The organism is Pseudomonas sp. R37(2017), assembly GCF_002113375.1.
Classification (GTDB): Bacteria; Pseudomonadota; Gammaproteobacteria; order Pseudomonadales; family Pseudomonadaceae; genus Aquipseudomonas.
Window position 1 is genome coordinate 23,089 of record NZ_NEHO01000006.1, and the last position, 15,617, is coordinate 38,705.

A 15,617-nucleotide genomic window follows, 5' to 3' on the forward strand; every position below is an offset into this window, starting at 1 on the left:
CAAGCTGAACAACCAATGACGCACGTCTGTTGATTCAGAGGTGATCGCCACAAGTGTATTAATTAGGGTTATGCCTATGATTAAAAGGTTGCATTTAATGATTCGACGCTTATTTGAAGCAAAGCTTTCCCAGTCATAGATCAGCCATTTGTGGGAAAAACTGTCGCAATTAGGGCACCTATGGGTTGGTGGAAGGCAGTCTGTGATATATCCACAATCAGGGCATCGAACTTTCATGATGATGTCTGACACTCTCTGATTAGGTGGCATGCCATGTCGCGTTTCTTGTTGCGGTAAGCGCGAGATCAATCAGGGGGGGTAACCCGACAGGGGTGACGACAAGCCCGACTACCTGAAGGAGGGTAGCTGGACACCATCTATTCGCCACTGCCCGCCGATTGCGTCTGGCCGACTGCTGCCCGTCGTGAGCTACGTAAGATACCGGCCTTCGTTCGTTGACTGCATCAATCCTCAACTGGGCTCGAACTGCGCCTGCGACTGTAGAAACAAACAGTCGCAGGGGGAAGCTTCTACTGCGACTGTCCTACGGATTAAGGACAACCTCTTGGTTAAGGTTCCGATTCGAGAAATGGCATGCAATCTCGTTGCATTGCACCTGGAGCACGGTGATCGAGACAGTCGCCTGTCCGGGCTTGAACGGCAGCCCTGAGCTTCTCACCAAGAGGACGTAGGGCGACGGCGTCGTTGGATCGGAACACGGGAAGGTATCGAACTGCGTCGGCGCGGAGATATTGAAGATCTTCTTGCCTTGAGTGAACTGCACAACCGCAGGGAAGAGCGTCACGTTGTTGAAAATGGAGTCAGAGGAAACATCGCAAGTTACGGTTCCGGACACCACGACCTGAGAACCACCTGCTTGCAAGCTTGCTTTCCGGTCAATCTTGATATCGAGTACATCTGCATTTACGGCACCTGCCAACGGAAAAAGGCAAAGTATCCACGCGAGTCGTTTCATGGCTGTCCTCTGTGTATACGCTTCTCATTTCAGGTTAATTGGAAATTCGCAGCTTACGAGGTCCTTTGAAGGTGTTACAGAACTAGACTCTCCATGCATAGTTACCAGAAATTATAGTGATACCCTGTGGTGCGTAAGATTTAGTTGCGATAGGCCGCATGCGAAATGATGCTGAGCAGAACTTGTTCGCCAGAGCGGAGAAAATCACTCGTTTGGTAATACACATGCAACTCCTGATTCCTGTCAGGCAACATCACTGTCGTGTTCAAACATAACGGTAGTGTCCTATAACGTTTCTTGTCGTCCTGGAAGCCATTATCTGGCCTGGAAGAACTGGATGACACCAAGCTCATCTGCGGTAAAGATTCAGCGCAGAAGGTCGAAGCTACTTATTTGCGACTAGTCTGTCCACCGAACGCTCTTGGCCGATTTCAGCCTGTCGCGACTGGCTGAAATCGGCCCATTATAGATAGTCCGTCCCGCCTTCCTGATTTCATTGGTAGTACTGGCTTCGGTATTCGCCTGGCGTCATGCCCGTCCAGGCCTTAAACGCGCGCAGAAATGAGTTGGCATCCTGGAACCCAATCAAGAAGGAAATTTCTCCTGGAGAGATGGTCGAGCGGGATAGGTAATAGCGGGCCAGATCCTCTCGAGTGTCGTTGAGCACGTCCTGGAAGCTCAGGGCCTCATCTGCCAGGTGGCGTTGCAGTGAGCGTTTGCTCATCGCCAGACGGTCGGAGACGTCTTGAATGTTGCTCCGACCGCTCGGCAGCATGTCGAGCAGTGCACTTTTCACCCGCTCGCGGGTGCTGGCCCCGGACTCTAGCATCGAAAGTCTCATCTGCAACTCCGGCTCAAAGAACTTCCACATGGAGACGTTCTCGGTCAGAAATGGACGAGAAGCATCTTCTGCCAAGAAACGAATCCGGTTGCGGCTGCCTTGTTGCAGGCGACAACCGAGGAACTCTTCGCACGGCCCTGTCTGGTTCGGTAGCGCCGCCAACTCTATCTCTAACGGGATAATTTCCCGCCGTGTGGCAAGGCGCGCCAGGCGGGTAAGGAAAACCAGCTCCATGGCGCAGAGGCTACGCGGCAATGGGGTGTCGTAACCGTAGCATTCGATGAAAACCTCCGTATGCGTTTCGCGGACAAAGACTTCCAGCGCCAAAGGGCCGCAAAGGCGCTTGTACTCGGCAAGCCGAGTGAGGGCGACATTGAGGTCCGGGCTGCACAGGCAGGCAAAAAGAGACGGATCAAAGGCTTCAACCGAAATAGCGCCACCAAGTCGCAGAGGCAGGTGCGATTCGCCGACCAGCTGTTCAAGGCTCAGGAACAGCCGAAAATACTCGGGCGGCGATAACGTCGCATCCTTGCGGCTGAACAAGTCGGCGGGTAACTCAGCCAGGGCCAGCAAGTCCCCGGCTGTTACCCCCAAATCGGAAATGATCACTTTCCAACCTGGGTGTACAGCAAAATGCCTGGCTTGTTTCATGGTCGAGACGTCTCCTGGGATTCAGGTTGCTGGTACTCGGAAGATAACGCGGCAAGTCATCGCAACGGTTTGAACAGGCGATACCCAAGCCTTTCTCAGGATGTCTTTTCCATTGCCTGGCGCGATACCTTGAGCACTGTACTGCGAGGCAGCAAAGGAACGATCCAGTCGAGCATGACCCGCAACTTGCATTCGTTAAAGGCAACCAGCTTACCTCGCTCCATCGCCTTGTAACCGCACAGCGCTACGGACTCCGCCGTCTTGGCATTCTTCCAGACATCGACACCCTGCAAATCACCCGCTGCGACGAACCCGGTCGCTACCGCACCCGGACATAACACAGTTGCAGTTACGCCGTACTCCTTTACTTCCTCGGCAATAGCCTGGGTGAAGGAGGTGACGTAAGCCTTCGTTGCGTAATACACCGCCTGCAGTGGGCCCGGCATGAACGATGCGGTCGACGAGACATTAAGAATGCGCCCGCGCCGACGAGAAACCATTCCCTTCAGATAATGATGGGTTAGCGCGGTAAGCGTCGCCATATTCACCTGCATCATGGCCTGATCAGTGCTGAGTTCGCGATCAACAAACTTGCCGTGTCCGCCGAAGCCGGCGTTGTTGATCAGAACATCGATGCACAATCCCAGGGATTCAGTGGCGGAAAAGATGCGATCCTCTGCGCCTGGATCGGCCAGATCCTCCGCGATTACGTAAGCGTTCACGCCGAACTGCGCCTGGAGATCTCTTTTTATGGATTCAAGCTTGTCGCGCGAACGCGCCACCAGGACGACATCGCCACGTTTGCTTGCATGGATGCGCGCCAGTTCCAGTCCGATGCCGCTCGAGGCTCCGGTGATCAATGCAGTCTGGGCTTTCATAACATCTCCTGGTTTACGGTCAAACGAATGGGTAAGGAGATGTTAAAGACTGGTCGGCAAGCGGGAACTAGCGCATGACGCCATCTCTAATTCCGATCATGCCAATATCCGGGCAGAAAGGGATGTCAGGTGTGGACTGTCGTTGGTGTTCGTTACGCAGAAACTGTTGCACTGACCAGCATCCGCTACTGGCCGATTAGAGTAGACGAAATGAATATGCGCCCAGTTTCAACCGAAGTAATCGGTGGTTGAGCGCATTGTTAGCTGTTACCACCATCCGTTGCTATGTAGGACGGTTTTTTTATAAAAGTCTATGTTTGCGCGGAGTGCATAAAATGCACTTACTCCATATTTAAGGGCATTGGACAATTCGGAGTGTCCGAGCGCATCTAGAAGAACGCTTAGGGCTATAACAATGGCAACTGACAAGATTAAGTATGTGATTGATTTCTTCCACATTCCTTTGGATAGGTAATATATTGGGCCGAAGAGATACGCCAATATGTTAAAAGAGTAGGCTTTTCTTCGCTCCGGCTTCGGAAGATTTTTGAGGTTGGGTAGCTTTGGCCCGCCTGCGTGAGCGATTGCCTTGAAGCGCTCTTTCCAAACTGCAGAAATCGGTAGGTTTTCTATCATTTCGTCAGTTGGTTGTTCGTTGAGTTCGAGAACCACTGCGGCGGGTGGGGAGTAGGGATTATGAGATTCCATGAGGCTTCCTTGTTGTATAAGTAGACGGCAGAAGTGGCGTAGTATTTTCTGTCGTTTCTGTCGCATCACGTTCCTTGCTCATGCGTAACTCCCTGTTTTGCTCGAGTGTCGCGCCAGAAACACGAAATGAGGCGAGTAGGAATGGCGGCATTGTCTCTGGCCTCATTGTGGAGTCTAGCAGCGCGCCCGAGGTCTGCTATTGGCCGTTATCTGCCTGATGACGCGTAGTTAGTCATTGCGAAAAGCCAGATTGAGGTGGGTGGTGGTACAGAATTGGTACACGGAAGATGGAGTATTGCTGTTAGCCTTTTTTTAAGGTGTTTAGCTTCAGTTGATCCAGTCCATCACCGAAAAAGCTGACCGGCAACTGTCTGTCCATCGCTAGACAGCAGCAAGGCTTACCTATGGAAGCTTGCTTTACATATGGGGTCCACTTGACAGAGTCCATACTCTCAATGATATCGTTTTGACACTATCTCGGCATAGGGACCGCATGAGGAGTGACAGCCGAAAAAATTGCTGCTGATTCATTCTGAACAATGAGGTCAGGTGGTCAGGCGTAGTGGAGTGGTGCCAAAAAAACCTACGACACCAACGTACGGGGTATTTTTTCAAAACCAATGTGGACGTCGGGTCGACTTATGTCTCCAATCAGCCATCAGTGAACGGGTGTGATGAATCCCCTTGGTTTCGTAGATACATTTAATAGTTAATAGTCGACTATTGATAAAACTTGGTTAGTCACCAATGTCGGCTTTGGATTGTAATCACGCAAGTGGAGCAGGGGCGAGAATTGTATGCGCACCGATTTTTAAACCAAACAAGAGTTTGACATGGGCATGTACGAGGATGGGTTGCGCCTCGAGTTACTGCTTGGAGTTTAGCCTGTGGCGGAAGCCGCTTTTTAGCAGTAAAGACAGGAGAGTCTAAATGGCAACAGTTAATGGAAAGACGGTAACCGGGTCCACCATCTATGGAACCACCGGCTACGATATAATTTATGGCCGCAACATCGCCGAAGTGATTTATGGCGATAATGGTGGCGATACCATTTATGGCGATGATGGTAACGATACAATCTATGGTGGCAGTGGGGCGGACGACCTGTATGGCGGCAACGGCAACGATATCCTGGACGCGGGCACCAGCAGTAATAACGTCCTTACAGGTGGCGCAGGGGCAGATACTTTCGTCATAAATCGTGGAGCCGATTATATAGGGCAAACCATCACGGATTTTGACGTATCCGCAGATCGGCTGGATCTTCGTCAGGTCGGCATCTCCGACATCGAGACGCTTAATCGTCTGTTTGAAGTCAATTACTATGACAAGCTTTTATTAACAATCAATACTAACGGTTATTATTCGACGACCACGCTGAACAATCTTTGGGCCACCGGGATCGGGGAGTTGGACGCGTCCAATGTGCTTCTCAATACGACCGTCAAAGACGATATTCTGACCGCAACCTCAAGGAGCGATCTGTTCGGCGGGTTGGGTAATGACAAGCTTACTGGTTCCTATTCCAGCGACCGCCTTTTTGGCGAAAGCGGCAATGACACCCTCTTCGGCATGGATGGGAACGACCTTTTGGTCGGTGGTACCGGCAACGATACCCTGAACGGTGGCGCCGATAGAGATGTGCTCGAAGGCGGTAGTGGCAACGATATCCTGAACGGTGGCACCGGGAGCGATCAGCTCATCGGCGGGGCTGGTAGCGACGTATTCATCGCTCAGCGGGGGAGCAATTACTACGACTCGACCCGAGTCATCGATTTCAGTCTCGCGGAGCAGGACAAGCTCGATGTCCGCGCGCTCGGGATCAGTGATATCGAAAGCCTCAAGCGCCTGGTTGAGGCGGTGGACAACCAAGGTGGCGATGTCATCACAAATTGGAACGGCGGCTACTCGGCTGAGCTGGCGCTCACGGGAGTATCGATCGCCGACCTGACAACGACCAACCTGCTCCTCAATACAAGCACGGCCAACTTTAATCAGTTCGCCACAGGCAAAAGCGATTTGTTCGGTGGCCTTGGCAACAACCGCCTTGTTGGCTCCTCGTCCAGCGACCGCCTGTTCGGCGAAGGCGGCGCTGACACCCTGGAGGGGGGCGATGGTTACGACCTGCTGGTGGGTGGCAGCGGTAACGATAGTTTGTTCGGTGGCAATGGTGAGGACACACTGGAGGGCGGCATCGGCGACGACAAGCTCGATGGTGGCGACAACAATGACATCCTCAAGGGCGGCGTCGGCAACGATACGCTGAATGGCGGCCTGGGAGCAGACGTGTTATCGGGCGGCACCGGTAATGACTTGCTGATCAGCAGTCTTGGCGACGACTTCCTGGACGGCGGTGAGGGCATCGATACCCTGTCCTACGCAGCAGATGGATTGGCGCTCAACGTCAATCTCAACCTCACGGGCGAGCAGCGTGTCCTGGCATCCCTTTACGAGGATGATCGAATTCTCAATATCGAAAACGTTATTGGTGGTTACGCGAACGATCGCCTGGTGGGCAATGCCTATAACAACAGCCTCGATGGAGGCAGCGGTGACGATACGCTCAGTGGTGGACTTGGTAATGACACCCTGCGTGGTGCGGCTGGCAATGACACCATAAATGGGGGCGGCGGCGTGGACACGGCTACCTATGAGGGGGCAGCTTCTGCGGTCAAGGTCGACCTGAACATTACGACTGCTTCCCAGAATACACTCGGTGCAGGTGTCGATCGCCTTCTCTACATCGAAAATCTCACCGGATCCAGCTACGCCGATACTCTGAAAGGCGATACGGCAGCCAACGTGTTAACGGGCGGACTAGGCAAGGACACCCTCATAGGCGGCGCTGGCAGCGACATTTTCGACTTCAACTCGTTGTTGGAAATGGGGACGATCAGCTCCACCTGGGATGTCATCAGCGACTTCGCGCGGGGTAGCGACAAGATTGACTTGTCGACGCTGGATGCCAACACCGCCACGAGCGGCAATGACGCCTTTCAAGCGATCATCGGTAGCACGACCGCCTTTACTGCTGCCGGGCAATTGAAGGTTGCGAATGGCGTGCTCTACGGCAACACGGATGCGGACAATACCGCAGAGTTCGCCATTCAGCTCACCGGGATTACCACTCTGGCAGCTTCGGACTTCATCCTCTGATAGGGAGAGGGGGGGTACTCCTCTCCGCTTTGTCGCCGTCATGGATCGCAGAAATGTTGCTCGGAGAATGGGCATTAAGCATTCTGCGATCCTATTGCGGTATGGAAAGCTCTTGGGGGCATCCTGGCGAAAGACCGCCTTTGTCCGATTCTGTTGAAAAAGTCGACCATGGTTTGCACATCAGAAAAGTACGCGCCCGAGATTGAAGTCTCTACTTTTAGTAGAGACTTCCGGACTCGGATTTCACGTAGCCGCGTGCAAAAAAAGCGTTTTCACCAGTCAATGATCAGGCAGTTTGGATAGACCGAATTTTGCAACAGAATCGGCAGCTTTCTGTCTGTCGCGAGAGGCAGAAAGCGACCTATGGCTGACGGTGGCGAAAGACAGAAAACGGCCGTAAGTGTGCTGTCAGGCTGTATTTTTTTTTGATCAACAGTCTATAGTTTGCCGAGTATTGCAACTTCAAGCTGGAATGCGGTAACCGTACCAAGCGCTGAACTGACCTCCATCGAGGAGGCGCTCTCCCCAAATAATCATCGAAATGCTTGTTCGTCGAGTCCATGGGTTCGTCGGCACTCAATACGGCAGGGATGCAAGTATGACCAAGAATCTTTTCTTTATTGATAGCCGTGTGGTGAATTACGAAGCGCTGATTGCGCAGCTTGGCAGCGATGCGGAATGGGTGCGGCTCGATGCGAATGAAGATGGCCTTTCGCAGATGCAGGCAGTGCTCGCGAGTTATAGCGGTCTGAGTTCGATCCAGATCATTTCGCACGGCAGTGTGGGGGCGCTTTACCTCGGCTCGACAGTGCTGGATTCGAGCAGTCTCAGCGCTTATCAGAGTCAGTTGCAGTCCATTGGGCAATCACTTGCCGCGGCAGGAGACATCCTGCTCTACGGCTGCAATGTGGCGCAGGGCGAGCAAGGGCAAGCCTTCATCGAGCGCCTGGCGCTAATCACCGGAGCGGATGTTGCAGCATCGGATGATGCCAGCGGGGCGCAAGTTCTGGGTGGTGATGCGGTGCTTGAGGTCCACACCGGGCAAGTTGATGCGACACCGATTGATGTGGCTGTTTATGCCACTACCTTGGCGGTTCTCAATGGCACGGACGGTAACGATACCCTTGAAGGGACAGTCGATAACGACACCATCCTGGGCGGCGCGGGTTCTGACCAGATCAGCGGCAGCGGTGGTGCAGACTATATCGTTGGTGGCGATGAGCTGGATCCGTGGGGCGGGGATCGGATTCAAGGCGGCCCGGGCAATGACACCATTCTGGGTGGCGCCGGCATCGATTACCTGGATGGTAATACCGGCAACGACAGTCTGGACGGCGGTGCCGGTGACGACTTTCTGTACAGTATCAGTGGCGAAGGCAGCGATACCCTGCGGGGCGGTGATGGCAATGACCGTTTTACTGTATGGAGTTCCAGCGGCACGGCCGAAACGGTACTGATCGATGGTGGTGCCGGTGATGATCTGATCCAGACGTTCATGTACAGCGGTGGCAATCGTACCCTGACCGCAACGGGAGGTGCGGGCGTCGATACCTATGCCTTCCTTTCCGGTGGGTATACCGCCAATTACAGCATTACTGACTTCATTGCGGGTGCAGGTGGCGACCGCTTCGACGTCTCCACGCTACTGGACTACAGCGCCGCCAATGGCCGGGGTTACGAAGGTGGCAACCCGATGCGGGCCGAGCAGGGCTACCTGCGCTTGCTGCAAAGCGGTGCTGACACCTTGTTGCAGTACGACGAAGACGGTACCGCCGGCACGACCTACACCTGGCACACTGCTGTTACTCTGAAAAACGTGCTCGCCAGCACTCTTACGGCCGCCAACTTTATTGGCGCCATTGCGCCTGATGGTTCCGATGTACCGGGGCTGCAACTGACTGGCACGGTCAACGATGACACGCTGCTGGGCAGTCACTTCGCCGACACCATCCAGGGCGGTGCGGGCTCTGACCAGATCAGCGGCAGCGGTGGTGCAGACTATATCGTTGGTGGCGATGAGCTGGATCCGTGGGGCGGGGATCGGATTCAAGGCGGCCCGGGCAATGACACCATTCTGGGTGGCGCCGGCATCGATTACCTGGATGGTAATACCGGCAACGACAGTCTGGACGGCGGTGCCGGTGACGACTTTCTGTACAGTATCAGTGGCGAAGGCAGCGATACCCTGCGGGGCGGTGATGGCAATGACCATTTTACTGTATGGAGTTCCAGCGGCACGGCCGAAACGGTGCTGATCGATGGTGGTGCCGGTGATGATCTGATCCAGACGTTCATGTACAGCGGTGGCAATCGTAACCTGACCGTAACGGGGGGCGCGGGCGTCGATACCTATGCCTTCCTTTCCGGTGGGTATACCGCCAATTACAGCATTACTGACTTCATTGCGGGTGCAGGTGGCGACCGCTTCGACGTCTCCACGCTACTGAGCTACAGCGCGGCCGATGGCCGGGGTTACGAAGATGGCAACCCGATGAGGGCCGAGCAAGGCTACCTGCGCTTGCTGCAAAGCGGTGCTGACACCTTGTTGCAGTACGACGAAGACGGTACCGCCGGCACGACCTACACCTGGCACACCGCTGTTACCCTGAAAAACGTGCTCGCCAGCACTCTTACGGCCGCCAATTTTGTTGGCGCCATTTCGCCTGATGGTTCCGAAGTACCGGGGCTGCAACTGACTGGCACGGTCAACAATGACACGCTGCAGGGCAGTCAGTTCGCCGACACAATTCTGGGTGGCGCCGGTTCTGACCAGATCAACGGCAGCGGGGGTGCAGACTATATCGTTGGTGGCGATGAGCTGGATCAGTGGGGCGGAGATCGGATTCAAGGCGGCTCGGGCAATGACACCATTCTGGGTGGCGCCGGCATCGATTACCTGGATGGCAATACCGGCAACGACAGTCTGGACGGCGGTGCCGGTGACGACTTTCTGAGCAGTAATAGTGGCGAAGGCAGCGATACCCTGCGGGGCGGCGATGGCAATGACTGTTTTACTGTATGGAGCTCCAGCGGCACGACCGAAACGGTGCTGATCGATGGTGGTGCCGGTGATGACCTGATCCAGACGTTCATGTACAGCGGTGGCAATCGTACCCTGACCGCAACGGGAGGTGCGGGCGTCGATACCTATGCCTTCCTTGCCGGTGGGTATACCGCCAATTACAGCGTTACTGACTTCATTGCGGGTGCAGGTGGCGACCGCCTCGACGTCTCCAAGCTACTGGACTACAGCGCGGCCGATGGCCGGGGTTACGAAGGTGGCAACCCGATGAGGGCCGAGCAGGGTTACCTGCGCTTGCTGCAAAGCGGTGCTGACACCTTGTTGCAGTACGACGAAGACGGTGCGGCTGGCACGACCTACACCTGGCATACCGCTATTACTCTGAAAAACGTCATGGCTACCGCCATCAATGCCCATAATTTCAAGCCCTTGAACATTGAAGGCACGGCAGATGCAGACATCCTCGAAGGCGGCCTCGGCGTTGACACCCTCAACGGTCGCGCTGGCAATGATGTCCTTGATGGTAACTGGGGCGATGACTCAATGACCGGCGGTACCGGTAACGACACCTACTACGTCGACAACCTGGGTGACCAGGTGAACGAGGTTGCCAACGAAGGAGCGGATAAGGTTGTCGCCACTATCGACTACGTTCTGGCAAGCGACGTCGAAAACCTCATCCTGGGAAGTGGAGCGGTTGTAGGCACCGGCAATGCGTTGAACAACACCCTCACCGGCAACGCGATAGCGAACACCCTCAATGGTGGCGCCGGTGCAGACACATTGGCCGGAGGCCTCGGCAACGACACCTATGTGGTCGACAATGCCCTCGATGTCGTGAGCGAAACCAGTGCGCTGATCAGCGAAATTGATACGGTGCAGTCCTCGGCAACCTGGACCCTCGGTGCCAACCTCGAGAAGCTGGTACTGACCGGCGCCGCCACCATCAATGGCACCGGCAATGCGTTGAACAACACCCTCACCGGCAACGCGATGGCGAACACCCTGAATGGTGGCGCCGGCGCAGACACATTGGCCGGAGGCCTCGGCAACGACACCTATGTGGTCGACAATGCCCTCGATGTCGTGAGCGAAACCAGTGCGCTGCTCAGCGAAATTGATACGGTACAGTCCTCGGCAACCTGGACCCTCGGTGCCAACCTCGAGAAGCTGGTACTGACCGGCGCCGCCACCATCAATGGCACCGGCAATGCGTTGAACAACACCCTCACCGGCAACGCGATGGCGAACACCCTGAATGGTGGCGCCGGCGCAGACACATTGGCCGGAGGCCTCGGCAACGACACCTATGTGGTCGACAATGCCCTCGATGTCGTGAGCGAAACCAGTGCGCTGCTCAGCGAAATTGATACGGTACAGTCCTCGGCAACCTGGACCCTCGGTGCCAACCTCGAGAAGCTGGTACTGATCGGTGCCGCTACCATCAATGGCACCGGCAATGCGTTGAACAACACCCTCACCGGCAACGCGATGGCGAACACCCTGAATGGTGGCGCCGGCGCAGACACATTGGCCGGAGGCCTCGGCAACGACACCTATGTGGTCGACAATGCCCTCGATGTCGTGAGCGAAACCAGTGCGCTGGTCAGCGAAATCGATACGGTGCAGTCCTCGGCAACCTGGACCCTTGGTGCCAACCTCGAGAAGCTGATACTGACCGGTGCCGCCACTATCAATGGCACCGGCAATGCGTTGAACAACACCCTCACCGGCAACGCGACGGCGAACACCCTGAATGGTGGCGCCGGTGCAGACACATTGGTCGGAGGCCTCGGTAACGACAACTATGTGGTCGACAATGCCCTCGATGTCATTAGCGAAACCAGTACGCTGGTCAGCGAAATCGATACGGTGCAGTCCTCGGTGACTTGGACCCTGGGCGCCAATCTCGAAAATCTGCGCCTACTGGCAACCGGCACCGCCAACGCTACCGGCAACAGTCTCAATAACGTGATCTATGCCGGAACAGGCAACAACATCCTGGACGGCAATACCGGCATCGATACAGCGTCCTACGCCTATGCGGGTAGCGCCATTGGCGCAAGCCTGACCTCTAATGCTGCACAAGCTACTGGTGGCTCAGGCTTCGACACTCTGTTGAATTTCGAAAATCTCACGGGTAGCAACTACAACGACACCCTGATCGGCAATCAACTGGCTAATGTGCTCAATGGCGGCACAGGCGCCGATAGGTTGAGCGGCGGTGATGGCTCGGATATCTACTTCGTCGATAACGTTGGCGATAGCGTCAACGAAACCAATACCTTGGTTGGTACCGGTGGCGAAGATACTGTCTATAGTTACCTCACCGCCTACACCCTCGGCAGCAACGTCGAGAACTTGCGCCTTCTGGCTACCGGCACCGCTAACGGCACCGGCAACAGCATCAACAACCTGATCTATGCCGGGGCCGGCAACAACATTCTGGATGGGGCCGCCGGTATTGATGCCGTGTCCTACGCTTATTCAGGCAGCGCCGTGACCGCCAGCCTGGCGAGCACGAACGCGCAAGTCACTGGCGGCTCGGGCTCCGATACTCTGCTGAACATCGAGAATCTCACCGGCGGCAACTTCAACGACGTGCTCACAGGTAGCACCACCGCCAATACCCTCAGCGGCGGCGCCGGCAACGACACGCTCAATGGCGGCGCTGGCAACGACCTACTGCTCGGTGGCACCGGCGTCGACCGCTTGAACGGCGGCAGCGGGGCCGATCTCTTCGACTTCAATGCCTTGAGCGAAATGGGCCTGGGAGCGTTGCGCGACGTGCTGGGCGATTTCAAGACCAGCGAGGGCGACAAGATCGATCTGTCGACCTTGGACGCCAACACCGCTACTGCGACCAATGAGGCCTTCATCTTTATTGGTTCGAGCGCGTTTGGCAGTAACGCAGCAGGGCAACTACGGTTCGCCAGCGGCGTGCTATACGGCAGCACCGACGCCGACTCGGCCGCCGAATTCGAAATTCAGTTGCTGGGAGTGAGCACGGTTAACAATACCGATCTGATTGCCTGACCGGCTAGAACGAGTTACGGCACAGAACTAACATTACCGATTGGATGCCTATTACCTATTAATTGGCCTCGGTTTAATAGAGGCCTCTCTAACACAAGACATATAGGCGGGAACGTCTGCTCAACCCATAGCTGCCCTTCGCGGAGGGCAGCTCGCGGCTAGAAGCGCGTCGTCAGCCTAAGACGATTGCGCCGTTACGCGCCGGAAATGATGGAATCTCCGGGCGTTCGGCTCAGGGGTAAGGGCCAGGCTATTGGCGATATACGATACCGTTCGATAGAAGCCCGCCAGCATCAGAACTTCAAGGATTTGATCGTCATCAAGGTATTGTCGGACAGCCTGAAATTCCGCTTCAGTCAAGGTAGCGCGATCGTGCAGGGCATCAATCGTAGCCAGCAGCACCGCCTCTTCCTCCTTCCAGTGCTCTGCCCGGAGCGGATAGTCCAAGGTGTGAGCGATATCAGCTCTCGTCAGTCCGGCCCCCTCTGCGAAAGCCATAACGTGCACCCCCCACTCATATTCGCATTTGGTAAGTGCGCAGACCCTATTGATGATCAACTCCCGCTGACGAAGCGTCAGCAGGTTTCCATCCAGCAGTGAACCACCCCTGAACTTGCGCCACGCCCTTTCGCTGCTGGCGATGGTCGTGAACAGCAACAGTGGCGGGACACCTTCTCCCATTATTCTGTCAAACGTCGCCTGAAGTTCTTCCGTGTATGGTTTGTCGAGTGCTTTGATTCGAGCCATGACGTATCCTCCGCTATCAAATATGTAGCAAGAGTATTTGCTACACTATCCGTAGCAAGCAAGGCCCATATATATGAATGATGATCAAAGCTTGGTTTTGCAAATGCTGAATGAGCGTCGCCCAATCATGGCGCTGTTGGATGTGCTCGGACAGAAATGGACGTTGAGGATCCTTTGGGAGCTTCAAAACGGTTCTCTCAGTTCCCGTGCACTACGAAGTGTGTGTGGCGATATCTCGCCCACTGTCCTGCAAAGTAGAGTCAATGAGCTCCGGGGGGCAGGTTTCATCAAGTCAGACGATGGCGGTTACGGGCTCACCCCATTGGGTAGGGAGCTTTCGGACTCGTTCTTGCCTCTGTACAGATTCGCCGATACATGGGCTGATTCATTAAGTAAGGATAAGGTTGATTCTCGGCGGCATACCGCCTCTGAGTTGTAAGGAGCCATTGGCGAACGTCTGCATTAGACTGGGAGCCGCCTCTCGCCACGAGCAGAAATCAACCAGAAGAGAACGCTTGTCGCCGGTACCTACGGCCAGATTCGATCCAAAGACGTTCTGACGTATCAGACATGAAACCGTAGGGGCACCTTACTGCCGCAGCCGTAAGGTTTCGAACAGCGCGCGGTCTTCCTTTTTGGCCGATCGCGCATGGCGCCGAATGACCTGCAACAGGCATTCGGTGAAGCAGACCGCCGGATTGCTCAGTGCGCCATTGCGGCGCGTCACGATGCTCAGTTGTCGGGGCTCGAACTGCTCGGTCAGCCCCAGGGATACCACTCGCCCCAGAAAGGGTGGGGCTGTGCTCACGATGGACGGCCCCCAGGTACACATGTCGGCCCGCTCGACCATCATCTGCAAAATGGCCAGTGAATGAGCACGCACTATTCGATTCTCATCAATCTGCGCGCCGTGTTTCCAGAACAGTTCCTGCATCAGCCCATCGTGCCCGTCCGGCGCGTAGTTCAGGGTCCAGTTTTCTTCCAGTAGCTCGTGGATCGATCGCGCGTGCTGTCGGGCGTGACCCTCGCGGACCAACACCGAGGTCTGGTAATCGAGCAAGGCTTCGCTGGCGAATTCCTGGGTCGATTGTGCGGGATGGAGTTGGCCAATCGCGAAGTCCATGCTGCCGTCACGCAATAGCGGTTGGGCAACAGCCATCAGGCTTTCGAACAGTTCCAGCTTGATTTGTGGCATGCGTTCGCGAAAAGCCAGCACGACTTCGGGCAGGAAGGTCAGGGCGATCCATGGGGTGATCCCGACGCAGAGCCGGCCTTGAGCCTTGCCACGCAGGTGATCAAGCTCGGCCTGTGCTTGCTCCAGTTGCTTGATCACCAGCCGGGCGTGAGTCAGCAGCACTTTGCCGTACTCGGTGAAGTTCAAGCCGCTGGCATTTCGGGTAAACAGCGGTAGTTGCTGGCTGGTTTCCAATTCGCGCAGCGCTTTGGTCACTGCGGCCTGGGAAATCTCCAGCGAACGAGCGGCTGCGCGGATACTGCCGGTTTCGGCGCTGGCAATCAGCGCCTGTAATTGATGCAGTTTCATCTGCTCACCATACTGACAACCAATGGTTGTCATCATAACCAAACTGCGGCTCCCCAGCC

General features: G+C 55.5%; 9 protein-coding genes. 3 read left to right on the forward strand and 6 right to left on the reverse strand.

The annotated features are described in order from the left end of the window. Positions 1-544 precede the first annotated feature (544 nt). The 4 genes from CAG47_RS12120 to CAG47_RS12135 form a co-directional block, all read right to left on the reverse strand. Positions 545-976 carry a hypothetical protein gene (locus CAG47_RS12120; protein ID WP_085725092.1) on the reverse strand — a complete coding sequence of 144 codons (432 nt, stop codon included), beginning with the start codon at positions 974-976 and terminating at the stop codon, positions 545-547. A gap of 493 nt (positions 977-1,469) precedes the next feature. Further along, entirely contained in the window at positions 1,470-2,468 is a 999-nt protein-coding gene (locus CAG47_RS12125) for an AraC family transcriptional regulator (protein WP_085725093.1), read from the reverse strand. Positions 2,469-2,563: 95 nt separating this feature from the next. Then, on the reverse strand, positions 2,564-3,346 hold the full coding sequence (locus CAG47_RS12130) for an SDR family oxidoreductase (RefSeq protein ID WP_085725094.1): 783 nt from the start codon (positions 3,344-3,346) through the stop codon (positions 2,564-2,566). Between the two features lie 267 nt (positions 3,347-3,613). Then, a complete protein-coding gene (locus tag CAG47_RS12135) occupies positions 3,614-4,054 on the reverse strand; it encodes a DUF2628 domain-containing protein (RefSeq protein WP_085725095.1) in 441 nt (146 codons plus the stop codon). A gap of 930 nt (positions 4,055-4,984) precedes the next feature. Between CAG47_RS12135 and CAG47_RS29240 the strand changes: the two genes are divergently transcribed. Together CAG47_RS29240 and CAG47_RS28965 are read left to right on the forward strand one after the other, a co-directional pair. After that, entirely contained in the window at positions 4,985-7,210 is a 2,226-nt protein-coding gene (locus tag CAG47_RS29240; protein WP_085725096.1) for a calcium-binding protein, read from the forward strand. A gap of 598 nt (positions 7,211-7,808) precedes the next feature. Then, positions 7,809-13,268, forward strand: a complete 5,460-nt coding sequence (locus tag CAG47_RS28965; protein ID WP_305881838.1) for a DUF4347 domain-containing protein — start codon at positions 7,809-7,811, stop codon at positions 13,266-13,268. 177 nt (positions 13,269-13,445) lie between these two features. On the opposite strand, the gene CAG47_RS12150 is transcribed toward CAG47_RS28965, so the two are convergent. Then, entirely contained in the window at positions 13,446-14,015 is a 570-nt protein-coding gene (locus CAG47_RS12150) for a carboxymuconolactone decarboxylase family protein (protein ID WP_085725098.1), read from the reverse strand. A 127-nt stretch (positions 14,016-14,142) separates the two neighbouring features. On the opposite strand from CAG47_RS12150, the gene CAG47_RS12155 reads away from it, so the two are divergent. Then, positions 14,143-14,454 (forward strand): helix-turn-helix domain-containing protein, encoded by a 312-nt coding sequence (locus CAG47_RS12155; protein WP_256577421.1) that lies wholly within the window; start codon positions 14,143-14,145, stop codon positions 14,452-14,454. 150 nt (positions 14,455-14,604) lie between these two features. Here CAG47_RS12155 and CAG47_RS12160 read toward each other — a convergent pair whose 3' ends face one another. After that, entirely contained in the window at positions 14,605-15,558 is a 954-nt protein-coding gene (locus tag CAG47_RS12160; protein ID WP_085725100.1) for a LysR substrate-binding domain-containing protein, read from the reverse strand. Positions 15,559-15,617: the final 59 nt, after the last annotated feature.